The organism is Marivita sp. (assembly GCF_051251565.1).
Classification (GTDB): Bacteria; Pseudomonadota; Alphaproteobacteria; order Rhodobacterales; family Rhodobacteraceae; genus Marivita.
This window is the reverse complement of the sequence record NZ_JBPOFB010000018.1, coordinates 24,322-47,213: the sequence shown is the minus strand read 5'-3', so window position 1 is coordinate 47,213 and position 22,892 is coordinate 24,322. Positions and strand designations below refer to the sequence as shown.

General features: G+C 58.6%; 24 protein-coding genes. 21 read left to right on the top strand and 3 right to left on the bottom strand.

Features of this window, described 5'->3' with window-relative positions; translation table 11 throughout:
• Nucleotides 1-145 precede the first annotated feature (145 nt).
• Nucleotides 146-1,081, top strand: coding sequence for an ABC transporter ATP-binding protein (locus ACSHXH_RS16560; RefSeq protein WP_435672904.1), 936 nt, complete (start codon nucleotides 146-148; stop codon nucleotides 1,079-1,081).
• On the top strand, nucleotides 1,078-1,839 hold the full coding sequence (locus ACSHXH_RS16555) for an ABC transporter permease (RefSeq protein WP_435672903.1): 762 nt from the start codon (nucleotides 1,078-1,080) through the stop codon (nucleotides 1,837-1,839). The genes ACSHXH_RS16560 and ACSHXH_RS16555 overlap by 4 nt, the downstream gene beginning before the upstream one ends.
• A 21-nt stretch (nucleotides 1,840-1,860) precedes the next feature.
• On the opposite strand, the gene ACSHXH_RS16550 is transcribed toward ACSHXH_RS16555, so the two are convergent.
• Nucleotides 1,861-2,922: a YeeE/YedE family protein gene (locus ACSHXH_RS16550; protein WP_435672902.1), complete on the bottom strand. Its 1,062-nt coding sequence runs from the start codon at nucleotides 2,920-2,922 to the stop codon at nucleotides 1,861-1,863.
• A gap of 246 nt (nucleotides 2,923-3,168) precedes the next feature.
• Between ACSHXH_RS16550 and ACSHXH_RS16545 the strand changes: the two genes are divergently transcribed.
• From ACSHXH_RS16545 to ACSHXH_RS16535, 3 genes are all read left to right on the top strand, one after another.
• Complete coding sequence (locus ACSHXH_RS16545; protein ID WP_435672901.1) at nucleotides 3,169-4,401, top strand: MFS transporter; 1,233 nt, start codon at nucleotides 3,169-3,171, stop codon at nucleotides 4,399-4,401.
• 66 nt (nucleotides 4,402-4,467) lie between these two features.
• Nucleotides 4,468-5,343, top strand: a complete 876-nt coding sequence (locus ACSHXH_RS16540) for a 50S ribosomal protein L11 methyltransferase (RefSeq protein WP_435672900.1) — start codon at nucleotides 4,468-4,470, stop codon at nucleotides 5,341-5,343.
• A gap of 133 nt (nucleotides 5,344-5,476) precedes the next feature.
• Nucleotides 5,477-5,824 (top strand): hypothetical protein, encoded by a 348-nt coding sequence (locus tag ACSHXH_RS16535; protein ID WP_435672899.1) that lies wholly within the window; start codon nucleotides 5,477-5,479, stop codon nucleotides 5,822-5,824.
• An 82-nt stretch (nucleotides 5,825-5,906) separates the two neighbouring features.
• Here ACSHXH_RS16535 and ACSHXH_RS16530 read toward each other — a convergent pair whose 3' ends face one another.
• Nucleotides 5,907-6,098, bottom strand: a complete 192-nt coding sequence (locus tag ACSHXH_RS16530; RefSeq protein ID WP_435672898.1) for a DUF1127 domain-containing protein — start codon at nucleotides 6,096-6,098, stop codon at nucleotides 5,907-5,909.
• Between the two features lie 315 nt (nucleotides 6,099-6,413).
• Here ACSHXH_RS16530 and ruvC point away from each other — a divergent pair, with 315 nt between their 5' ends.
• The 16 genes from ruvC (at nucleotide 6,414) to folD (ending at nucleotide 21,915) form a co-directional block, all read left to right on the top strand.
• Nucleotides 6,414-6,902: a crossover junction endodeoxyribonuclease RuvC gene (gene ruvC / locus ACSHXH_RS16525; protein ID WP_435672897.1), complete on the top strand. Its 489-nt coding sequence runs from the start codon at nucleotides 6,414-6,416 to the stop codon at nucleotides 6,900-6,902.
• On the top strand, nucleotides 6,899-7,567 hold the full coding sequence (gene ruvA, locus ACSHXH_RS16520; protein WP_435672896.1) for a Holliday junction branch migration protein RuvA: 669 nt from the start codon (nucleotides 6,899-6,901) through the stop codon (nucleotides 7,565-7,567). The genes ruvC and ruvA overlap by 4 nt, the downstream gene beginning before the upstream one ends.
• A gap of 71 nt (nucleotides 7,568-7,638) precedes the next feature.
• The gene (gene ruvB / locus ACSHXH_RS16515; protein WP_435672895.1) at nucleotides 7,639-8,667 is read left to right on the top strand and encodes a Holliday junction branch migration DNA helicase RuvB; all 1,029 of its coding nucleotides are present in this window, start codon (nucleotides 7,639-7,641) and stop codon (nucleotides 8,665-8,667) included.
• A 77-nt stretch (nucleotides 8,668-8,744) separates the two neighbouring features.
• Nucleotides 8,745-9,386 (top strand): hypothetical protein, encoded by a 642-nt coding sequence (locus ACSHXH_RS16510; RefSeq protein WP_435672914.1) that lies wholly within the window; start codon nucleotides 8,745-8,747, stop codon nucleotides 9,384-9,386.
• A complete protein-coding gene (gene ybgC / locus ACSHXH_RS16505) occupies nucleotides 9,386-9,775 on the top strand; it encodes a tol-pal system-associated acyl-CoA thioesterase (RefSeq protein ID WP_435672894.1) in 390 nt (129 codons plus the stop codon). Before ACSHXH_RS16510 ends, ybgC begins: the two co-directional genes overlap by 1 nt.
• Before the next feature lie 117 nt (nucleotides 9,776-9,892).
• Nucleotides 9,893-10,588: a protein TolQ gene (gene tolQ / locus ACSHXH_RS16500; RefSeq protein WP_435672893.1), complete on the top strand. Its 696-nt coding sequence runs from the start codon at nucleotides 9,893-9,895 to the stop codon at nucleotides 10,586-10,588.
• A 3-nt stretch (nucleotides 10,589-10,591) separates the two neighbouring features.
• Nucleotides 10,592-11,062, top strand: a complete 471-nt coding sequence (gene tolR, locus ACSHXH_RS16495; RefSeq protein ID WP_435672892.1) for a protein TolR — start codon at nucleotides 10,592-10,594, stop codon at nucleotides 11,060-11,062.
• A 107-nt stretch (nucleotides 11,063-11,169) separates the two neighbouring features.
• Complete coding sequence (locus ACSHXH_RS16490; RefSeq protein WP_435672891.1) at nucleotides 11,170-12,159, top strand: cell envelope biogenesis protein TolA; 990 nt, start codon at nucleotides 11,170-11,172, stop codon at nucleotides 12,157-12,159.
• A complete protein-coding gene (gene tolB / locus ACSHXH_RS16485; protein WP_435672890.1) occupies nucleotides 12,156-13,481 on the top strand; it encodes a Tol-Pal system beta propeller repeat protein TolB in 1,326 nt (441 codons plus the stop codon). Before ACSHXH_RS16490 ends, tolB begins: the two co-directional genes overlap by 4 nt.
• Before the next feature lie 136 nt (nucleotides 13,482-13,617).
• Nucleotides 13,618-14,136, top strand: coding sequence for a peptidoglycan-associated lipoprotein Pal (pal, locus tag ACSHXH_RS16480; RefSeq protein WP_435672889.1), 519 nt, complete (start codon nucleotides 13,618-13,620; stop codon nucleotides 14,134-14,136).
• A gap of 11 nt (nucleotides 14,137-14,147) precedes the next feature.
• Entirely contained in the window at nucleotides 14,148-14,966 is an 819-nt protein-coding gene (locus ACSHXH_RS16475) for a tetratricopeptide repeat protein (RefSeq protein ID WP_435672888.1), read from the top strand.
• Nucleotides 14,963-16,312, top strand: a complete 1,350-nt coding sequence (gene tilS, locus ACSHXH_RS16470) for a tRNA lysidine(34) synthetase TilS (protein WP_435672887.1) — start codon at nucleotides 14,963-14,965, stop codon at nucleotides 16,310-16,312. The genes ACSHXH_RS16475 and tilS overlap by 4 nt, the downstream gene beginning before the upstream one ends.
• Before the next feature lie 78 nt (nucleotides 16,313-16,390).
• Nucleotides 16,391-18,313 carry an ATP-dependent zinc metalloprotease FtsH gene (ftsH, locus tag ACSHXH_RS16465; protein ID WP_435672886.1) on the top strand — a complete coding sequence of 641 codons (1,923 nt, stop codon included), beginning with the start codon at nucleotides 16,391-16,393 and terminating at the stop codon, nucleotides 18,311-18,313.
• Between the two features lie 138 nt (nucleotides 18,314-18,451).
• Nucleotides 18,452-19,048, top strand: a complete 597-nt coding sequence (locus tag ACSHXH_RS16460; RefSeq protein WP_435672885.1) for an MOSC domain-containing protein — start codon at nucleotides 18,452-18,454, stop codon at nucleotides 19,046-19,048.
• A gap of 148 nt (nucleotides 19,049-19,196) precedes the next feature.
• Nucleotides 19,197-20,873, top strand: a complete 1,677-nt coding sequence (locus ACSHXH_RS16455; RefSeq protein WP_435672884.1) for a formate--tetrahydrofolate ligase — start codon at nucleotides 19,197-19,199, stop codon at nucleotides 20,871-20,873.
• Between the two features lie 139 nt (nucleotides 20,874-21,012).
• Entirely contained in the window at nucleotides 21,013-21,915 is a 903-nt protein-coding gene (gene folD / locus ACSHXH_RS16450; protein ID WP_435672883.1) for a bifunctional methylenetetrahydrofolate dehydrogenase/methenyltetrahydrofolate cyclohydrolase FolD, read from the top strand.
• A 28-nt stretch (nucleotides 21,916-21,943) separates the two neighbouring features.
• Here folD and speB read toward each other — a convergent pair whose 3' ends face one another.
• Nucleotides 21,944-22,888, bottom strand: a complete 945-nt coding sequence (gene speB, locus ACSHXH_RS16445) for an agmatinase (RefSeq protein WP_435672882.1) — start codon at nucleotides 22,886-22,888, stop codon at nucleotides 21,944-21,946.
• Nucleotides 22,889-22,892 lie beyond the last annotated feature (4 nt).

Genomic DNA, 22,892 nt, shown 5'->3' with positions numbered 1-22,892 from the left:
GACCTGTGCATAATCTGGACGACGACTAAGGTCAGGTCCAAAAGCGACGCGCACATTGGGTGCGTATGGGTGCACGGCTTTAAGGATTGCGTCTGCGTGCCCGCGCGATAGGTAACGGGTCTGTCGCAGACAAAAGGACGCCCCAATGCAACCGATGGTTCAGATCAGCAATGTCCGCAAAGCCTATGCAAACGGGTTTGAGGCGCTCAAGACCGTGTCTTTGGATATTCACGAAGGTGAAATCCTTGCGCTTTTGGGGCCGAACGGCGCTGGCAAGACGACGCTGATTTCCACGATTTGCGGCATCACGCAAGCGACCTCTGGGACGATCACGGTGGGCGGGCATGATGTTGTCACCGACTACCGCGGCGCGCGGGCGCTTGTCGGGTTGGTGCCGCAAGAGATCAATCTGGAGCCGTTTGAGCGGGTGATGAACACGGTGCGGTTTTCGCGCGGGCTTTTTGGCAAACCCAAGGATGATGCCCTGCTGGAACGCATCCTGCGGCAATTGTCTTTGTGGGACAAACGCGACAATCGGACTATGGAGCTTTCTGGCGGGATGAAGCGTCGGGTGCTGATTGCCAAAGCCTTGTCACATGAGCCGCGCGTTCTGTTCCTGGATGAGCCGACCGCGGGTGTCGATGTCGAGCTGCGCCGGGATATGTGGGACATTGTGGCGGGGCTGAAAGAGGCGGGCGTGACGATTATTCTGACCACGCATTACATCGAAGAGGCCGAAGCAATTGCCGACCGCGTTGGCGTGATCAACAAGGGCGAAATCCTGTTGGTCGAGGAAAAGACCGCGCTGATGACGCGTCTGGGGCAAAAGGAATTGCGCATTGAATTGCACGATCCGGTGACCGAATTGCCTGCGTCGCTGTCAGATCGTGGGCTGCGCATTGATGAGGGCGGTCAGGTGTTGATCTACAGCTATGACACCAACCAAGACCGCACTGGGATTGCCACGCTGATCCGGGACATCAGCGATGCGGGGCTTGTGCTGCGCGACTTGCAGACGCGGCAAAACACGCTTGAGGATATTTTTGTCGGACTGGTCACAAATCAGGAGGACGCGGCATGAACTGGCAAGCGATCCGCGCAATATATGTATTTGAGATGGCAAGATTTTTTCGCACCTTGCTGCAAAGCTTCGTGTCCCCGGTGATCTCGACCTCGCTGTATTTCGTGGTTTTTGGTGCGGCCATCGGCAGCCGGATCGACGAGGTCGAGGGCGTGTCCTATGGCGCGTTCATCGTGCCCGGTCTGATCATGTTGTCAGTGATGACGCAGGCGATTTCGAACGCAAGCTTTGGCATCTATTTTCCGAAGTTCATCGGCACGATCTATGAGCTTTTGTCCGCGCCCATTAACTTTCTTGAAATTGTTCTGGGTTACGTCGGTGCGGCAGCGACAAAAGCGCTGTTTATCGGGGTTGTGATCCTTGCGACTTCCGCGCTGTTTGTGGATCTGTCGATCCAGCATCCGTTTGCGATGCTGGCGTTTATGGTACTCACCTGTTTGAGCTTTGCGTTGTTCGGGTTCATTATCGGCATCTGGGCCGGGAATTTCGAACAGCTCCAGCTGATCCCACTGCTCATTGTGACACCTTTGGTGTTTCTGGGTGGGTCGTTCTATTCGATCTCGATGTTGCCGCCGGTGTGGCAGACGATTTCGTTCTTCAACCCGGTGGTCTATCTTGTGTCCGGCTTCCGGTGGTCGTTCTTTGGCATCGCGGATGTGCCCATCGGGTTAAGTCTGCTTGCGATTGGCGGGTTTACCATGCTGTGCCTCGGGATCATCTGGTGGATCTTCAAGACGGGCTGGCGCATCCGGTCATGATTGGCGCAGTCTGCGTGCCTGTCAGACCGCCGCAGGCTGCCCACGCCCGCCCATGACCAGATCCATGCTCATGCCGCCGATCCACATACAGAACAGGGCGAGCCACGCAGTCCCCGCAAAGATTGACCCTCCGGTGACTCCGGCGCCGATGGCGCATCCGCCCGCCAACATCCCGCCAAACCCCATCAGTGCGGCGCCGATCATGGCGTTTCGCATCGGTGTGGAGCCTTCAAAGCCTTGGAATTTCAGCTCCCCTGTCACGAATGCGGCGAGGAAAGACCCAATGACAACGCCGGGAACCAAACCGATGTCGAATTCGAGGATCGATGACCGATCCAGAAAGAACATCAACGTGTTGGCAGAAGGGCCCGTAAAGGTCGCGCTTTCGATTTGAACGGGGTCAAAGGCCACAAGGCTGAGCGCGTAGGTAAAGGCCCAACCCATGGCGACGGCAAATCCCACGCCTGACGCAAAAACAAGCCGTTGCCAGCCGATCTGGTTGCGGCGCGACAGTTCCAGCGCGAGCAGCGCTGTGGCCAGTCCAAAGACCAGACCGGACCCCTCGGGCAAGTGCAGCGTGGTTAACAAATCCATATTGCGGCCACCCCTGGTGATCCACATGCCCGCGATTTGATCACGGATGGGTGCGAGCCAGCCCGTGATGCTCATTTGCGCGACTACGGCAAAGATCAGGCCAGACACGACGGACCGCAGGTTCCCAGTCGCGGCCAGCACAAGCAACCGGCCCGAACAGCCGCGTGCAAGAACCATGCCCGCGCCGAACATCAACCCGCCGATGATTGCCCCAGACCAGCTTCCGGGGACGGCCATCATGCGGGCCTCGGTGGTGTCGATCAGGCCAAACAATTGGGCGGCCTGCACCCAGACGACGGCTGTTGAGAAGGTCAGCAACCAAACCGCAACCTTGTCCTGCATCATGCCACGGGCAAATTCGACTGTCGCCGCGCGCAAACAAAAGCGCGAGCGCTGGGCGGCCACGCCAAAGACGATCCCGGTGATCAGCCCGAACAACGCGGCTGTTGGTGCTTCGCCGATCCGGTCAACAAGCGCCACAAGATCCATGACATTTCTCCGCGTTAGGTGCGTTTCGTTTGTGCATGTATGCGCTGGTGCGAATGTGTTTGCCTTGATTTGGATCAGATTGGTGGCGCTTAAGGGATTGTCAGGGATTTGCCGACAGAGTGGAGTTCAGGCGTCGATCTGCGGGAACATGAAGAAAGGGAAAGCCATGAACTGAGTGTATGAAAGGTTGCGGAGTGCCTTCGCTTGGTACTCGCCAAAAGGGCACAGTGGGCGTAAGGGACTGCTATGAAGCGGATTGTCCCCCTTGCCGAAGCGCGCCATTTGCCGATCCACAAACGGCCCGTGACGTTGTTGTTCTTGATGGCGATTGCCATGCCGTTGTCCTTTGCGACATGGTCAGCGTTGCTGAACAACTTCGTTATCGAAGTGGCACAGTTTGACGGCGCTGATATTGGCTGGCTTCATACTGTGCGTGAAATCCCGGGGTTTCTGGCTGTTGGTGTGATCGCTGTTATTCTGTTTATCAGAGAACAGACGCTTGCGATGATCTCGCTTGCGATGCTGGGCGTCGCCACGGCGTTGACGGCGTATTTTCCCTCTATGGGTGGGTTGCTGTTCATCACGCTGATAAGCTCGATCGGGTTTCATTATTACGAGACGGTGAACCAGTCGCTACAGTTGCAATGGTTGCCCAAAGACCGCGCGCCTCAGATGCTTGGCTTGCTTGTGTCGGCGGCATCAGCGGCGACGTTGGTGGCGTATGGCGTTTTGGTTGTCACATGGCGGGTCTATGACCTGAGCTATAACTTCGTGTACATGGTGTCAGGGGCGCTGACGCTGATCATCGTGGCTTATTGCACCCTGATGATCCCGCATTTCGAGGCGCCCAATCCGCAGCTTAAGAAGTTCGTGCTGCGCAAACGGTACTGGCTCTATTACGCCCTTCAGTTCATGTCGGGCGCGCGGCGTCAGATCTTTGTTGTGTTCGCGGCCTTCATGATGGTCGAAAGGTTTGGCCTTGGCGTGGATCAGGTCACCAAGCTTATGCTGATCACCTTGGTGGCCAACATGGTGCTTGCACCGTTTATCGGACAGGTGGTTCACCGGTTCGGCGAACGCAATGCGATGGTCTTTGAATATATCGGTCTGGTCATCGTGTTTGTCGCCTATGGCGGGATTTACTGGTTTGGGTGGGGCGTGATGTTGGCCACGGGGCTTTATATTGCCAACAACATCTTCTTTGCCCTGGCATTGGCGCTAAAGACCTATTTCCAGAAAATCGCTGATCCGGGTGATATTGCACCCACGGCGGCGGTGGCGTTTACCATCAACCACATCGCAGCGGTCTTTTTGCCGGCGGGTTTGGGCTATATCTGGCTGATCTCACCGGGGTCAGTCTTTGCACTCGCGGCGGGCATGGCGTTGGTGTCGCTGCTTTTGGCCCTGATGATCCCGCGTCATCCCGAGCCGGGCAATGAAACGGTGTTTTCCGCGTACATCACCGCCCCGGCGGAGTGAGCTTGCGGCAGGACAGGCTTCGTGGCACAGGGACGGCATTGCCTCTCACTCAGAAAGTTTCGCCGCATGACCACCTTCACCGCGTTTACCACATTGTCGGAAAAGCCCATGGCCGAGGCACTGGGCGAGGCGCTCGAAGATTTGCACCCTGAACCCTATGGCGTGGGGGTGTTTGAGATCGAAGACGGCAGCGGCTTGTGGGAAGTGGGGGGCTATTTCATGGACGCGCCTGATGATGTGGCGCTGGCGTTGTTGGCCGCGGCCCATCAGGCAAAGCCTTTTGTTGTCTCCGAACTTCCGGAAACCGATTGGGTGTCGAAGGTGCGCCGCGAGCTGGTGCCAGTGCATGCCGGTCGGTTCTTTGTTTATGGCAGTCATAACGCCGACCAAGTTCCAGCCGATGTAGAGCCACTTTTGATCGAGGCGGCGATGGCCTTTGGTACGGGGCACCACGGGACGACCCAAGGCTGCTTGCGCGCTCTGGACCGGTTGCTGACCTCAGATGTGGTCTGTCACAACGTGGCTGATATCGGCTGCGGTACGGCGGTTCTGGCGATGGCGGCGGCGCGGGTCTGGCCGGAAACAGTGCTGGCCAGCGATATGGATGAGGTCGCTGTCGATGTCGCGCAGGCCAATGCTGCTGCCAATGGGTTGGACGGTCGGGTCATCTGCCTTGAGGCAATGGGGTTCGACCATCCGCAATTGCAAAAGGCAGCCCCGTTCGATCTGGTGTTCGCAAATATCCTCAAACAGCCGTTGATTGACCTTGCCCCGGACATGGCTGCCTGTCTTGCGCCAGGTGGGTTCGCCATCCTTTCGGGGCTTTTGAACGATCAAGGCGATGAGGTGGCATCGGTTTATGCACAAAACGGCATCAATACATGGCACCGCGAAGAGATTGGTGATTGGACGACCCTAACGCTGCAAAAATCACTTTCCTGAAGTCGCCACAATTCCGATTTATTTCGAATTCCTGCCGTAATTGATGAAAATCGGAAGGTTTTGCCCAATTCCTGCCATATTTCGCCCCTATCCCTGACACATCCGGTGGGGGCCGGAATAAAGGCTGCTTTACATGACCAAGCAACAGGACATGTTCGACGAAAGGTACCGCAAGGTCCTTAAGCGCCATCGGCAGTTGTCGCGTGGCTATGTCACAAAACTTGAAAAAAATGGTGTTATCACGCACCGCCCCAATCGTCAGATCAGGGACGCGTTTTCGTTTTCCATGATTTTTCTGCCGATCGGCGTCTTGTTCTTTCTCAAGGCGTGCATCGTCACGCTGTTGGGCGAAGAAGGCTACGTTCAGCAAGTTGAGGTTTTGCGCAATGGCGGGTTTGTGGAGCAGATGGGCGCATTGATCATGCAGATTGACCCCATCACGGCACCGCTGGCCCGATTGCTGGGAAACGTTATCGGCTGATCCATCGTCTTATGTTTTGCTCAAAAGAAAAAAGCCGTGTCAGGGTCGCTGACACGGCTTTTTGACTGAAAGACGGATCGTCTTAGAGCGAATTGATGTCGCCGCGTGTCAGACCGATGTCTTCAAGTTCGTGATCGCTCAGCGCGCTGAGAGCATTGCGGGTCTGACGGGTGTCATTCCATGCAGTGAAGGCAGCGATCAGGGATGTTGCGATTGCGCCAAAGCCGGAGCGGCCTGCGGCGTAGGTGGGGCGGGATGTGTCAAAAGCGGCCATTGCCATGTTCCTTGAGAAAAAGGGGAGAGGTATTCGTCTGCCGCGCATCTAGTTGCGGAAAATGCCATCCACAATTGCCCTTTTCGCATAGTTTTTATGCGTTTTGTGCATGGCTTCGAATTGTGGCGAAACGGCCTTATTTCATAGGGAGAACACGACGTTTTTGACGTCGTTTTCCGCGCTCAGAGCACAAAGGCGACGATATCCAAGACGATTTCGACATTTCGCTGAATGCGGCGCATTTGTTTTGAATGCTTGGCGTTTGTTCGCGTTTCGTGCTAGCCGTGATGCAAAAGCAACATAGGCGCGAGCAGCATGCGTGTTTTGGGGATTGATCCGGGTCTACGCTTCCTTGGTTGGGGCGTGATCGAGGTAGACGGGAGTCGCTTGCGCCATGTCGGCAATGGCGTGTGCCTGTCGGGCACCGGCGAATTGGCGACGCGCCTTTTGGCACTTCATATTGCTTTAACCGAGGTGTTCGAGCGGTTTCAGCCTGAAACGGTGGCCATTGAGAAGACATTCGTGAACAAGGATGCGGTTGGGACGCTCAAGCTGGGCCAAGCGCGTGGCGTGGCTTTGCTTGTTCCGGCGCAGTTCGGGCTTGAGATCGGAGAATATTCGCCGAATTCGGTCAAAAAGACAGTTGTCGGTGTCGGCCATGCAGACAAGAAACAAGTCGAACACATGGTCAAGATGCAACTGCCCGGTGCGCAGATCAACGGGTCTGATGCGGCGGATGCCTTGGCGATAGCCATCTGCCATGCGCATCACATGACGGGACCGGGAATGAGGATGCGGGCATGATCGGGCGGATTGCGGGACGGATTGAATACAAGGGCGACGATCACGTTCTGATCGACGTGCGCGGCGTGGGTTATGTGGTCTATTGTTCGGATCGCGTGCTGGCAGGTTTGCCGGCCTCTGGAGAGGCGACGGCGCTTTATACCGACCTTTTGGTGCGGGAAGACATTCTGCAATTGTTCGGCTTTCCCACGATGGTCGAAAAGGAATGGCACCGCTTGCTGATGTCGGTGCAAGGGGTGGGAGCCAAGGCGTCACTGGCGATTTTGGGAGCACTTGGGCCGGATGGGGTCAGCCGTGCGATTGCGTTGGGTGACTGGAATTCGGTCAAAGCCGCCAAGGGGATTGGCCCCAAGACGGCGCAAAGGGTGGTCAACGAGCTGAAGGACAAGGCGCCTGCCGTGATGGCGATGGGTGGTGCTGCTTCGGTTGTTGCTGTGGCGTCTGACGATGACGCGCTGATTGAACCGATTGAGGCCAAGCCTGTGGCCCGCGCACCAGCCCCTTCGGCATCGGCGCAGGCCGAGGCGTTGTCGGCGCTGGGTAATCTGGGCTACGCGCCGGGTGAGGCGGCAGGAGCGGTTGCGCAAGCGGCGGGTGATGCGCCAGAGGCAGCAACGCCCGAATTGATCCGGGCGGCGCTCAAACTTTTGGCACCGAAGGGGTAGGGGAATGGACACGCTGTATTTTCGGTTTGGCACCGTTGTGGGGAAAGTCCAGACAGGGATGAGACGTGCCCATGCCGTCTGATCCGATTGTCCGTCCAGACCCATTGCCAGAGGATCGGGACCGCGCGCTGCGGCCCCAGATGCTTGACGATTTTGTCGGACAGGCCGAGGCACGGGCAAATTTGCGGGTATTCATTCAATCGGCGCGACAGCGCGGAGAGTCGATGGATCACACTTTGTTTCATGGGCCACCGGGCTTGGGCAAGACGACATTGGCGCAGATTATGTCGCGCGAATTGGGCGTCGGGTTTCGCATGACCTCTGGGCCAGTGTTGGCCAAAGCCGGTGATTTGGCGGCGATCCTGACCAACCTCGAAGCGCGGGATGTTTTGTTCATCGACGAGATTCATCGTCTCAACCCGGCGGTGGAAGAAGTGCTTTACCCCGCGATGGAGGATTACGAGCTTGATCTCGTGATTGGCGAAGGGCCAGCGGCGCGTACTGTGCGGATCGAATTGCAGCCCTTTACGCTGGTCGGTGCGACAACGCGGCTTGGCTTGTTGACCACGCCGCTGCGCGACCGGTTCGGGATTCCCACGCGGCTTAACTTTTACACAGAAGACGAGCTGAACACGATTGTGACGCGCAATGCGCTCAAACTGGGTGTCACCACGGCCCCCGAAGGCGCGCGCGAGATAGCACGACGGTCCCGAGGCACCCCCCGGATCGCAGGTCGGCTGTTGCGCCGGGTTGTCGATTTTGCGGTGGTCGAAGGTGACGGGGTTGTCACCAAGGAACTTGCCGACAGCGCGCTGACCCGGCTTGGGGTGGATCGGCTTGGCCTTGATGGGGCAGACCGTCGGTATTTGAGCCTGATTGCCGAGAATTATCAGGGTGGGCCTGTCGGGATTGAGACCTTGTCGGCGGCGCTGTCGGAAAGCCGCGATGCGCTGGAAGAGGTGATCGAGCCGTATCTGCTCCAACAAGGGTTGATCCAGCGCACCCCGCGCGGGCGGATGTTGGCGCAAAAGGCGTGGAGCCATTTGGGCATGGCTGCGCCCCGGCAGCCGGGGCAATCGGATTTGTTCGGGCAGGCCTGACTTGCCCGGCGGCGCACCCTGTGCCAGAAGTCATGACTGCATATTTGGAAAAAGAAGAAGCAAGGGGGCGGTGCCTCATGACGGATGCTGCCGAGGTTGAGCGGTATTTTACGCGGTCTGACGGAACTTATCTGTTTGCGCGTTGGGGGCGTCCGATTGCGCCCATCGTGTTCGGTGTCGAAGACGCAACCCTGTCCGTGGTCAAGGGCGCATTCGAGGCGGTGTGCGCGCTGGCCGGTCATCATATGGCCGAAACCGACCCCGAACTGGGCGCCAATGTGATGGTGTTTTTCTTTCGTGACTGGGAAGAGCTTTTGCCAGTGCCGGACTTGGATCGGTTGATCGACGGGCTTGCACCGTTGGTTGCCAAACTGTCGGCGGCAGACGCCAACCAGTACCGGGTGTTCCGGTTTGACGATGCTGGCGCGATCAAGGCCTGTTTTATCTTTTTGCGGATGGACGAGGTCTTGTCGGATATCCCGGCCGAGACATTGGCTTTGACCCAAGTGGTGCAATCCATGCTGCTCTGGTCAGACCTGGCCTTTACCGATCGGTCGCCCTTGGGGAAGCTGGAAGATGGGCGCGATGTGCTGCGACCCGAGATCGGGGCTCTTATCAGGGCGGCGTATGATCGGGTATTGCCGCCAATGGCGCAAGACGAGACCCATGCGCTGCGCCTTGCGGCGCGGATACACGTGGCGCAACAGGGGTTGGCCTGATGGTCCATATGTTTCCGGTTCGTGTCTATTACGAAGACACAGATATGGGTGGGGTTGTCTATTACGCCAATTACCTGCGCTATATCGAGCGGGCGCGGTCGGATTGGGTGCGGTCCCTTGGTATTGATCAGAACGCGATGCGCGAAGAGGACGGGGTGGTCTTTGTCGTGCGACGGGTTGCGGCAGAGTACCTCAAGCCTGCGAAATTCGATGACGCGCTTGAGGTGCGGACCGCGATCAAGGCCGTGACGGGGGTGCGGCTGATCCTGAACCAAGAGGTGCTGCGCGGTGCGGATCTGTTGTTTCAGGCAGAAGTTGTGATCGTTTGCATCGGCGAAAGCGGCGCGCCTGCGCGGCTTCCGGCAAATATCCGCCGTCAGGTTCACTAGGATACCGAATTGCGCCTGTTCTGACGCCATTGTGTTGGCGTTTCCCCTGAAATTGCGGTATTGAGGCTGGTAATCAGAGCCCGACCAATTGGGCCCAACAGGCTAAAGAGCAGGCAGATGGAAGCAGAAACACTTGCGTTGGCGCAGGAGATTGATTTCTCCATGTGGGGACTTTTTGCGCGGGCCACGGTGACGGTAAAGCTCGTGATGCTCATGTTGATCATCGCGTCTTTTTGGGCGTGGGCCATTATCTTTGAGAAAATCATTCTGTATCGCAAGGCACGGGCCGAAGCGGCAGAGTTTGATCGTGCGTTTTGGTCGGGAGAGCCGCTAGATGAATTGTTCGACCAGATCGGTCCCGACCCGGACGGGCGCGCCAAAAAGGTGTTTGTCGCAGGGATGACCGAATGGCGTCGGTCACACCGCGATGATGGTGGCCTGATTGCGGGTGCGCATGCGCGGATTGACCGGTCAATGGACGTCGCAATTCAGAAAGAGGCCGAAGATCTGCAAAAAAACCTGGCTATTTTGGCGACTGTCGGGTCCGTGACGCCGTTTGTGGGCCTGTTCGGCACCGTTTGGGGCATCATGCATGCCTTTGTGGAAATCGCACAGCAGCAGAACACATCTCTTGTCGTGGTGGCACCCGGTATTGCCGAGGCGTTGCTTGCGACAGGCCTTGGCCTTTTGGCGGCGATCCCGGCGGTGGTGTTTTACAACAAGCTGTCTTCAGACAGTGATCGCATTCTGGCGGGCTACGAATCTTTTGCCGATGAGTTCTCGACAATTCTCAGCCGCCAGTTGGACAGCTGAGCGATGGGGGGAGGTGTCGTCAGACAGGGTGGCGGAGGCGGGCGCAGGCGGCGCAAGGGCCGTTCCATGCCCATGTCCGAGATCAACGTCACGCCGTTTGTTGACGTGATGATGGTGCTTTTGATTATCTTCATGGTGGCGGCCCCGTTGTTGACCGTTGGGGTTCCGGTGGAATTGCCCAAGACCGCCGCGACGGCCCTGCCGTCGGAAACCGAAGAACCGCTGACCGTGACCATCGGGGCGGATGGTGTTGTGTCGATCCAGACCACCGAAGTGGCGCGCGCCGATCTGGTCCCGCGTTTGCGGGCGATCGCCGCAGAGCGGTCGGATGACCGGGTGTTTCTGCGCGCGGATGGGGCTGTGACCTATGAGGTCGTGGCACAGGTTATGGGTGCGCTCAATGCAGGCGGTTTCAGTTCTATTGGGCTGGTGACCGATATCGGAGGGCCGGCTCTTGACGGGTCGGATGGCTGAGGCGCGCAGTGCACACGGGGCATTATATATCGGGCGGTGCGCACGGGGTGTTGATCCTGTGGGCTTTGTTCGGGGGCGTTTTTCGAAGCGATCCGCCGGAGGTTCAAGTGGCTGATGTGTCGGTCATTTCTGAGGCACAGTTCGCCTCGATGATGCCGCCGCAGGCGGCTCCGGCACTTGGCGCGGAACCTGTTGCCTTACCGCAACCCGAGGCACCCGAGCCTACGCCCGCGCCGCCCGTAGCCGAAACAGCACCTGTTGCGCGGCCTGATCCAGTGCCGCAACCCGTAGAGCCGCTGCCCGAGCCGCCCGTCGCGGAAGAGCTGCCGCAACCACCTGCACCAGAGCCGGTGCCCGAGGTGGACGCACCAGACGTTGCGTTGCGTCCGGTGCCACGGCCCGCGCCGCGTGTCGCTGCCGAGGTTGTTCCCGAGCCCGAACCTGAGGCGGAGGTTGGACCCGAGGTTCAAGAAACGATAGAGCCAGCCGAGAGGCCGGATGTGACCGAAGCCGAGGAGCAACAGGCGACTGCGCCAGAGGCTGCGGCGACCGAGATCGTGACTGAGGCTGAACAGCCCGCCCGCGCGCCTACAGCATCGACGCGCCCGCAAGTGCGTCCGAACCGTCCGGCACCAACCGAGACGGAGACGGCAGCTGCGCCGCCCGCGCCGCAAGAAACTGCGCCACAGGAACCTGTGGCAGATGCGACCGCGTCGGCCATTGCCGACGCATTGCAAGAAGCACTGGCTGGCAGCGCCACCGGGACAGCCGATGGTCCGCCGCTTACGTCAGGCGAGCGGGACGGCTTCCGTCTTGCGGTTCAGGATTGCTGGGTTGTGGATGTCGGCTCGCAGGCGTCGAATGTCACGGTGACTGTGGGATTCGAGATGGATCGTTCGGGCCGGGTTGTCGCAACAAGCATGCAGATGCTTGCAGCCAGCGGTGGCGATGGATCGGCTGCGGAAACCGCTTTTCAGGCCGCGCGTCGTGCGATTTTGCGGTGTCAGGGCGACGGATATACCCTGCCACCCGAGAAATTTGATCAGTGGAAGACCGTCGAGATGACGTTCAACCCCGAGAGTATGAGGATCCGATGAGACAGATCGTTGCATCGCTATTGACTGTTCTGGTTCTGGCTGTTTGTGCGCCGTTGGCGGTACTGGCGCAAAGCGGACCACTCAGGATCGAAATCACCGAAGGCGTGGTAGAGCCACTGCCCTATGCGGTGCCTGATTTTGTGGCTGAAAGCGCAGGTGCCCAGCAATTGGCACAGCAGATCGCACGGGTTGTCGCCGAGGATCTGACTGGAACGGGTCTTTTCCGCGAAGTGCCGCGCGAGGCGCATATCAGCCAGATTACCAGCTTTGGCAGCCCGGTTCAGTTTGCTGATTGGAAGGCGATCAACGCCCAAGCGCTTGTCACTGGAGCGGTGAGCGAATCCGGTGGACGAGTGGTGGTCAAGTTTCGTGTCTGGGACGTGTTTGCCGGGGCAGAGCTTGGCCAAGGTATGCAGTTTGCAGGCACGCCGGACGGCTGGCGGCGGATGGCGCATAAAGTGGCCGATCAGGTGTATTCGCGCATCACGGGCGAAAGTGGTTATTTCGACAGCCGTGTGGTGTATGTGTCCGAAAGTGGCCCCAAGGATCAGCGGCTCAAGCGGCTTGCCGTTATGGATTACGACGGCGCAAATGTGCAATTTCTGACTGGCAGCAGCGCGCTTGTTCTGGCACCGCGCTTTTCGGAAAACGGCGAACGGGTGCTGTATACCAGCTATGAAACGGGCATGCCGCGGGTGCATATTCTTGAAGTGGGCATGGTACAAAGCCGTATTCTGCAAGGCCAGGACGGTGTCATGAGCTTTGCGCCCCGGTTTGCGCCCAATGGTCAGACGGTGGTGTATTCGCTGACCCAGGGGTCCAACACGGACATTTGGGCGATGGATATCGGCAGCGGCGGCACCCGCCAGTTGACCAGCGCGCCGTCGATTGAGACCGCGCCAAGCTATTCACCGGATGGCAGCCAGATCGTGTTCGAAAGCGACCGCTCGGGCACGCAGCAACTTTATGTCATGGCTGCAAGTGGCGGCGAGGCGCGTCGGATCAGTTTTGGTCAGGGCCGCTATTCGACGCCGGTTTGGTCGCCGCGCGGGGACATGATTGCCTTTACCAAACAAAATGCAGGCCGGTTCCATATTGGCGTGATGCGTACGGATGGATCCGAAGAGCGTTTGCTGACCGCTTCGTTCCTCGATGAGGGGCCGACTTGGTCTCCAAATGGACGTGTCATCATGTTTGCCCGCGAAACACAGGGCGCGCAGGGTGCGTCTTCGCTTTATACGGTCGATATCTCGGGTCGGAACCTCAAGCGGGTGCGGACACCCGAAGGGGCGTCTGATCCAAGTTGGGGACCGTTGCAGTGACGCGTGCCCTTTCACCAGAAATTAGTGTGCAGTGCTCAGAATTTTCATACGAAAGTTCTCGAACCCGGCAGACGACTAGGCGCGGCAGCGATGCTGTGGTAAATTCGGACCAACGATAAAGAGAGCAGGACATCTCATGCGACTTTCCGCAAAACTCACCATGCTGTTGGCCGTTCTGGCCCTGTCAGCCTGTACCAATGCCAACCGCTTTGACAATGACTCGGTCGATTTGAACGCAGCCACGGGTCAGGCCGGTGGCTTTGTTCCCGGTAGCGCCAGCGATCCAAGCTCGCCTGCGTATTTCCAGCAGACTGTCGGCGACCGTGTTCTGTTCGCCGTGGACCAGTCCACGCTCAGCCCCGAAGCCCGCGCCACCCTTGATGGTCAGGTGCAATGGCTGCGGACCAATGCGGATTATCAGGCCGTGATCGAAGGCCATGCCGACGAACAGGGCACGCGGGCCTACAACCTTGCGCTTGGGGCGCGCCGCGCGAATTCGGTGATGGAATATCTGGTTGCACAGGGTATTACGTCCAACCGGCTGCGTTTTGTGAGCTATGGCAAGGAACGCCCCATTGAAATCTGCTCTGAAGAGTCGTGTTATGCCAAGAACCGGCGGGCGGTGACGATCATCTCTGCCGGATTGTCGAGCTGACGGAGAACCGGATGCGCTTGAGGGCTGGATTACTAAGTTGTGTGCTGGCGTTTGCGCCCCTTGGGGTGCAGGCGCAGGAAACCTTGGCTGATATCCGACAGGATATGTCGGTGTTGTTTGTCGAGATTCAAAAACTCAAACGTGAATTAAGCACAACTGGCACCAGCTCTGTTGCGTTGCCGTCCGGGATTCTTGATCGGGTCAATTCGATTGAATTCGAATTGCAGCGCCTTACGGCCAAGACTGAAGAGCTTGAGTTCCGTGTCGGGCGTATTGCCGAAGACGGGGCACAGCGCATTGGCGACCTGGAGTTCCGGCTGTGCGAGCTTGAAAGCGGATGCGATATCGGCGCGTTGGGCAAGACACCCACCTTGGGTGGCGCGACGAGCGCGGCGACCCCGTCGGTGCAGCCGAGCATTCCAGAATCCAGCGGAACGCAATTGGCCGTCGGCGAAGAGACAGACTTTCGGCGGGCTGGGGAGGCGCTCGCCCAAGGTGACTTTCAATCCGCCGCAGACCAGTTTGCGGCCTTTCGCCAGACCTATCCCGGTGGACCGTTAGAGGCGCAGGCGCTTGTGGCGGAAGGTCGCGCGCTTGAGGGGCTGGGCAATCTGCGCGATGCGGCCCGGCGGTTTCTGGATGCTTATGCCGGCTATCCTGATGATGCGGCGGGGCCAGAAGCCTTGTGGCGTCTTGGTGCAGCGCTCGCAACGTTGGGTAATGTGGACGAAGGTTGTGTCACCCTGACCGAGGTCGCGGGGCGCTATCCCGGCAGCACTGATGCCATCGCGCAGGCGGATGCGGCCAAAGCCCGGTTCGACTGTCAGTGACCGAGACACCGCTGGCGCAGCGGTTTGCTGACGCAATGGGGCAGCTGCTTGGGCCCGATTTCCCGTCTGATATCGGTCTGGCTGTCTCGGGTGGCGGCGACAGTATGGCAATGCTGTATCTGGCCCATAATTGGACCCGCGACTACGGCGTTCGGCTTTGGGTTGTGACCATTGATCATGGTTTGCGCGCCGAAAGTGCGGCAGAGGCTGCCATGGTGTCGGAGGAATGTGCGCTTCTGGGCTGGCCGCATGCAACGCTTCGTTGGCATTGGGATGGCACTGGAAATGTGCAGGACGCCGCGCGCCGTGCGCGCCTCGCGTTGATCGACAAATGGCGTGGGCCGGTGCGGCATGTGCTGTTTGCTCACACCAAAGATGATCAGGCGGAAACGGTGTTGATGCGGCTCATGCGTGGGTCGGGTGTTGATGGCCTCTCGGGGATGCGCGCAGCGCGGCAGGTTGTGCCACATGCCCTGTCTGTCCCACCTTTGGCTGCAAATGATGTGTCTGGCACGCCGCCCGCGCACGACGCTCGTTCCCCGGGTTTTGCCGTGGTCCGGCCCTGCCTTTATATGCACCGCGATGCGCTGCGGCATTATACACGGGTCTTGCAAGGGCGCTGGGTCGAGGACCCGTCAAACGAAAATCTGGCCTTTGATCGCGTGCGCGTTCGGCATTTGTTAAAGGTTTTGAGCGAAGAAGGGCTTACTGCGTCTGTTTTGGCAGACACTGGCCAGCGTATGGCACGCGCGCGGGACGCGTTGCAGGCACGGTTGGTTGGGGCGGTTGCGGAAATTGGGTCCGATGCACCTTTGGGCCAGGTGCGATTGGATCGGGATGGCTTTGCCGCGCTGGACGCAGAAACGCAGCTTCGGCTGCTGACCTCGGCAATATGTTATGTGGGGTCTGCAGAATACCGTCCGCGTGCGGCGTCAAGCGACGCACTGCTGGATCAGGTTTTGTCGGGCAGGGGTGGCACCCTGCACGGGGTCGATGTGATTGTGGAAAAGGCGCACCTGCGGTTCGTCCGAGAAGCGGCGGCGGTTGAGTGCAGTCCCTCAAGGCTCGGAGCGCTCTGGGATGGTCAGTGGGTTCTGCGCGATCAAAGTGGTGCTATGCCGGGGGACGCAAAGGTCTGTGCGCTTGGTCAGTCGGGCTGGTGCCAGATCGAAAGCAAAGCGCCGCCATTGGTGCCACATCGCGCGGCGCTCGCCTTGCCCGCGGTTTGGTTGAACGATGCCTTGCTGGCCTGTCCTGCCCTTGGTATCGGGACGAACATCACGGCACGTCGCTACGTGCTTGGGCGGCCCGACACCGGTTTTGAGGCATTTTGTCTTTCGCATTGAACACGGGCCGCGCATGTCTATGTTATAGGCCAAGAGACACGGGCCGTTTCGCCCGTGTCACATTCAGGAGAAATTTCCTTGGGCAACGCACGAAATATCGCCTTTTGGGTCGTTCTGTTCCTGCTGATCCTTGCGCTTTTCAACATTTTCTCGGGCGGTGGTAACACCCTTCAGAGCCGCGAAATCAGCTATTCTGATTTTGTATCATCGGTTGAAAACAACACGGTCAGTTCGGTAACACTGGACGGCGAACAGGTTCGCTTCCGCAGCACGGACGGTCAAGACTACGTCGCAATCAAACCCGAAGACGCCACTGTCACGGATTTGCTGATCGACAACAATGTCCCGATCCGGGCGGAACAACAGCAGCAATCGGGTTTTCAGTCCTTCCTGCTTAGCCTTCTTCCGTTCCTCTTGCTGATCGGTGTGTGGATTTATTTCATGAATCGCATGCAGGGCGGCGGCAAAGGCGGCGCGATGGGCTTTGGCAAATCCAAGGCCAAGCTTTTGACCGAAAAGCATGGCCGCGTCACCTTTGACGACGTGGCTGGCATCGACGAGGCCAAGGAAGAGCTGGAAGAGATCGTGGAATTCCTGCGCAACCCGCAGCGGTTCTCGCGGCTTGGCGGCAAGATCCCCAAAGGCGCGTTGCTTGTTGGTCCTCCGGGCACCGGTAAAACGCTGCTGGCGCGCGCAATTGCAGGCGAAGCGGGTGTGCCGTTCTTCACGATTTCGGGGTCTGACTTTGTGGAAATGTTCGTCGGCGTGGGCGCGTCCCGCGTGCGCGACATGTTCGAACAAGCCAAGAAAAACGCACCCTGCATCGTATTCATCGACGAAATCGACGCCGTGGGACGTGCCCGTGGTGCCGGCTACGGTGGTGGCAACGACGAACGCGAACAGACCTTGAACCAGCTCCTGGTTGAAATGGACGGGTTCGAGGCCAACGAGGGCGTGATCATCGTCGCGGCGACCAACCGTCGTGACGTGCTTGACCCTGCGCTGCTGCGTCCTGGTCGTTTCGACCGTCAGGTTACGGTTCCGAACCCCGACATCAAGGGCCGGGAAAAAATCCTTGGCGTGCATGCGCGTAAAACGCCACTTGGTCCGGACGTGGATCTACGGATCATTGCACGCGGTTCACCGGGTTTCTCGGGCGCCGATCTGGCCAACCTCGTGAACGAGGCGGCGCTGATGGCGGCGCGGGTCGGACGGCGGTTCGTCACGATGGAAGATTTCGAAAACGCAAAAGACAAAGTCATGATGGGGGCCGAACGGCGCTCCATGGTGTTGACGGCTGAGCAAAAAGAAAAGACCGCCTATCACGAAGCCGGACATGCTATTGTTGGACTTGAGCTGCCGCAATGTGATCCGGTGTATAAGGCCACGATCATCCCGCGCGGTGGTGCGTTGGGCATGGTGGTGTCGCTGCCGGAAATCGACCGTCTGAACTGGCATAAATCCGAGTGCGAGGAAAAGCTGGCCATGACCATGGCGGGCAAAGCGGCTGAGATCATCAAATATGGCCCGGAAAACGTGTCGAATGGCCCGGCTGGTGACATTCAGCAGGCGTCGGCGTTGGCCCGTGCGATGGTGCTTCAGTGGGGCATGTCCGACCGGGTCGGGAACATTGACTACCGCGAAGCCGCCGAAGGCTATAGCGGCAACACGGCGGGTTTTTCGGTCTCAGCAAACACCAAAGAGACGATTGAGGAAGAAGTCCGCAAGTTCATCCAAGACGCGTATGAACGGGCGTTCAAAATCCTTACGGAAAAGAACGAAGAGTGGGAACGTCTGGCCCAAGGCTTGCTTGAATACGAAACCCTGACCGGGGAAGAGATCAAGCGCGTTGTCCGGGGTGAGCCGCCGCAAGCTGGCGATGGCGATGCGTCTGGTGATGTGTCTGACAAGAAACCAAGCCTGACGGCAATCCCCAAGACCAAGCCAAAATCCAAGAAGACCCCGGATGATGGCGGGTTGGAGCCCGAGCCAACGCTTTGAGTTCGATTTGAAACACGAATAAAACCCCGGTGCCCTGATACGGCATCGGGGTTTTTCGTTTGTGATACGCATGTTTCGGGTTGCTCTTGGCAGCGGCACGAGGTTGTGTGCCGTGCAAACCAGTGTTGAGAGACGCATATGCCTGCTTTGAAACGAACGGATTTTGTCGCAGCGGTGCGCTGGGTTGGCCGTGTGCCCATCGAAGGCGAGTCGATTTTGTCGGCACCCTTGGACGCGCTAGAACTTGGCTTTGATGGCCCTGTCAATGAACGCCATTCGGGCCGAACGCGACCCTCGTGCAGCCGGGTGACATCGCAACATGTGCGCGGCACCGAGATTGCGAATGTACGCCAGCTGTCCGTGGTCTCTGCCGAAGAGCTGGCGGCAATCGCATCCGAGATGGGGCTTGAGTGGATTGATCCGGTGTGGCTTGGTGCGACTTTGGTGATTGAAGGCATCCCCGAGTTTACTTTGGTGCCCCCGTCGTCGCGGCTTCAGGGGCCGGGTGGGGTGACACTGATCGTGGATATGGAAAACCTCCCTTGCCATCTGCCCGCACGCGAGATCGAGGCGGTGTTTCCCGGCAAGGGCAAGGCGTTCAAGGCGGCGGCGCAGAATCGGCGCGGTGTCACCGCGTGGGTCGAGCGGCCGGGGTGCCTGAGCCTTGGCGATGATCTGCGTCTGCATGTGCCGGACCAGCCGGTTTGGTCCCATCTTGATCTGGCCAGATCGTAGCGGAATACGGATAAGGTTTCCGATTGGCGACGCGGGTCGGCCATTCCCGCCGCAGTTTTGCTGGGAAGTGTCGGTTTCACGGTGTTGGTGCTTGGGTGCACAACTGTATGCCTTGGACAAATGACTGTCGTTACAGGGGAGCCCTTTCATGTCGTACAAATCGGATATCGAAATCGCACGTGAGGCACAAAAGCGCCCCATTCAGGAAATCGGGGAAAAGATCGGGATCGGGTCAGATGACCTTTTGCCCTATGGCCATGACAAGGCCAAGGTAAGCCAGACCTTCATCAATTCTGTGCAGGATCGTCCGGATGGCAAACTGATCCTTGTCACCGCGATCAACCCGACGCCCGCAGGTGAAGGCAAGACCACCACAACCGTGGGTCTCGGCGATGGCCTGAACCATATCGGCAAGAAAGCGATGATTTGCATCCGTGAGGCGTCGCTGGGTCCGAACTTTGGCATGAAAGGGGGCGCGGCTGGTGGCGGCTATTCGCAGGTGATCCCGATGGAGGATATGAATCTGCATTTCACGGGTGATTTCCACGCCATCACCAGTGCACATAGCCTTTTGTCGGCCATGCTCGACAACCACATCTATTGGGGAAATGAGCTCGACATCGACATCCGCCGGGTTGTCTGGCGGCGCGTGGTCGACATGAACGATCGCGCCTTGCGCCAGATCACCTGTTCGTTGGGTGGCGTGGCCAACGGGTTTCCGCGCGAGGCAGGTTTTGACATTACAGTCGCGTCCGAGGTGATGGCGATCCTGTGTCTGGCCAAAGACCTTAAAGACCTGGAAAAACGTCTGGGTGACATGATCGTCGCCTATCGTCGTGACCGCAGCCCGGTCTTCTGCCGCGATATCAAAGCCGAGGGCGCGATGACGGTTCTGCTCAAGGATGCGATGCAGCCGAACCTTGTGCAGACGTTGGAAAACAACCCGGCCTTTGTGCATGGCGGCCCGTTTGCCAACATTGCGCATGGCTGTAATTCAGTGATTGCGACCACGACAGCGCTGAAGCTGGCGGATTATGTGGTGACCGAAGCGGGCTTTGGGGCCGATCTGGGTGCCGAAAAGTTCATGAACATCAAGTGCCGCAAAGCTGGGATCGCGCCGTCGGTCGTGGTCTGTGTGGCCACGGTGCGCGCGATGAAGATGAATGGCGGTGTTGCCAAGGCCGATCTTGGGGCCGAGAATGTGGACGCGGTAAAGGCGGGGTGCCCAAACCTTGGCCGTCACATTGAAAACCTCAAGAGCTTTGGCGTGCCTGTGGTTGTGGCGATCAACCATTTCGTCACTGACACCGACGCAGAGATCGAGGCGGTCAAGGATTTTGTGGCTGGTCAGGGTGCCGAAGCGGTGCTGAGCCGTCACTGGGAGTTGGGGTCGAAAGGGTCTGCCGATCTGGCCACCAAGGTGGTTGAGGTGATCGACCGTGGCGCCGCTGATTTTGCGCCGATCTATCCGGATGAGATGTCACTGGCTGACAAGGTTCAGACCATTGCCAAGAAAATCTACCGCGCAGATGAGGCGATCATGGATCAGAAAATCCGCGATCAGCTCAAGCTGTGGGAAGATCAGGGCTACGGGCATTTGCCGGTGTGTATGGCGAAAACACAGTATTCGTTTTCGACCGATCCCAACCAACGCGGTGCGCCGACAGGGTTTACCGTACCAGTGCGCGAAGTGCGTTTGTCTGCGGGGGCTGGGTTCATCGTGGTTGTTTGCGGTGAGATCATGACCATGCCGGGCCTTCCGCGTGTGCCATCGGCAGAGAATATTCACCTGAATGATGCGGGCCAGATCGAAGGTCTGTTTTGATCTGATGGCGGGTGGGCGCTCGGGCTGTGCCAATCGCCCCACCCGCCATCCCGCCATCCCGCTGCCTGCATCGATCATCGCTTGTTTGGAGGCGTCACTGGGTGCATGTGCGTGTTTGGAAAAAGAAGAAGGACGGATCATGGGCGCTCAGATCATCGACGGAAAGGCGTTTGCAGCCAAAGTTCGGGGTCAGGTGGCCGCGCATGTGGCGCGGTTGAAGGCCGATCATGGGATCACGCCCGGTCTGGCGGTGGTTCTGATCGGCGAAGATCCGGCCTCTCAGGTCTATGTTCGGTCCAAGGGTAAAATGACCGTCGAAGTGGGCATGGCGTCGTTTGAGCACAAGCTTGATCTGGACACGTCAGAGACGGATTTGTTGGCGTTGATAGGACAGCTGAACGCTGATCTCAAGGTGCACGGTATCTTGGTACAATTGCCGCTGCCGAAACACCTCGACGAGGATCTGGTTATCAATTCCATCGATCCGGCCAAGGACGTGGACGGGTTTCACATATCGAATGTTGGTCTTTTGGGAACTGGGCAAAAATCCATGGTTCCGTGCACGCCGCTGGGCTGTTTGATGATGCTGCGCGAGCATCATGGCAGCTTGTCGGGTATGGATGCGGTGGTGATCGGGCGGTCGAACATTGTGGGCAAGCCGATGGCGCAGCTTTTGTTGGGTGACAGCTGTACTGTGACCATCGCACATTCGCGCACCAAGAATTTGCCGGACGTGGTCCGCCGTGCTGACATCGTTGTGGCCGCTGTTGGCCGGGCGGAAATGGTGCCGGGCGATTGGATCAAGCCGGGGGCGACGGTGATTGATGTTGGCATCAACCGGATTGATGCGCCGGAAAAGGGCGACGGAAAAACCCAGCTTGTGGGGGATGTTCATTTCGACAGCTGTGCCGAGGTGGCGGGCGCGATCACGCCTGTGCCTGGTGGCGTTGGTCCTATGACCATCGCATGTCTGTTGGCGAACACCGTGACCGCCTGTTGCAGGTCGCATGGAGTGGATGAACCCGAGGGTCTGACAGCGTGAGTGTGGGCCGGGCTTGCGCCCGGCTCATTTATTTTTGCGCCTTGGGGAGCGCACAAAGCATCTCAAAGAGCAGGTTGGACGCGATCAGGGCGGTTGTGCCGGTGGTGTCAAAAGGCGGAGAGACCTCGACCAGATCACCGCCGACAAGGTTCAATCCTGCACATCCACGAACGATTTCAAGAGCTTGCCATGTGCTCAGGCCACCCATTTCAACTGTACCTGTGCCGGGGGCAAAGGCGGGATCCAGACTGTCGATATCGTAGCTGAGATAGACCGGCGCATCGCCGATAGCTGCGCGGATCTCGGCCATCATCGGGGCCAGCGATTTGTACCAGCATTGTTCTGCGGGGATGACGTTCCAGCCCTGATCCCGTGCCCAGTTCCAATCTTCGGGCGAATACCCGGAGCCACGCAGGCCAATTTGCCAGACCTTGTTGTTCTGTAGGCAGCCTTCCTCCCATGCGCGGCGGAAAGGGGTGCCGTGGGCTTCTTTTTCGCCGAACATCTCGTCGCTGGTGTCTGCATGGGCATCCACATGAATAAGGGCGACTGGACCGTGTTTTTCCTTGATTGCACGCAGGATGGGCCATGTCAGCGTATGATCGCCGCCCAGTGTCAACGGGATCGTGCCGTGTTTGATGATCTCGCGGTAGTGATCGGTTATGATGCCGATGGTTTTCTTCAAATCGAAGGTATTGACTGCAACATCGCCGATATCGGCCACTTGCATACATTCAAACGGTGCGGCCCCCGTGGCCATGTTATACGGGCGCATCATGCGGCTTTCTTCGCGGATTTGACGCGGACCAAGCCGCGTGCCGGGGCGGTTGGAAGACCCGTGGTCCATCGGGATACCGACAAAACACGCGTCCAGCCCTTCGGTTGTTGTTTGCGTGGGCAGGCGCATCATCGTGTTGGGGCCCGAGAAACGGGGCGAATCGTTGCCGCCAAGCGGCTGGTTGTATGTCGGCATTTAC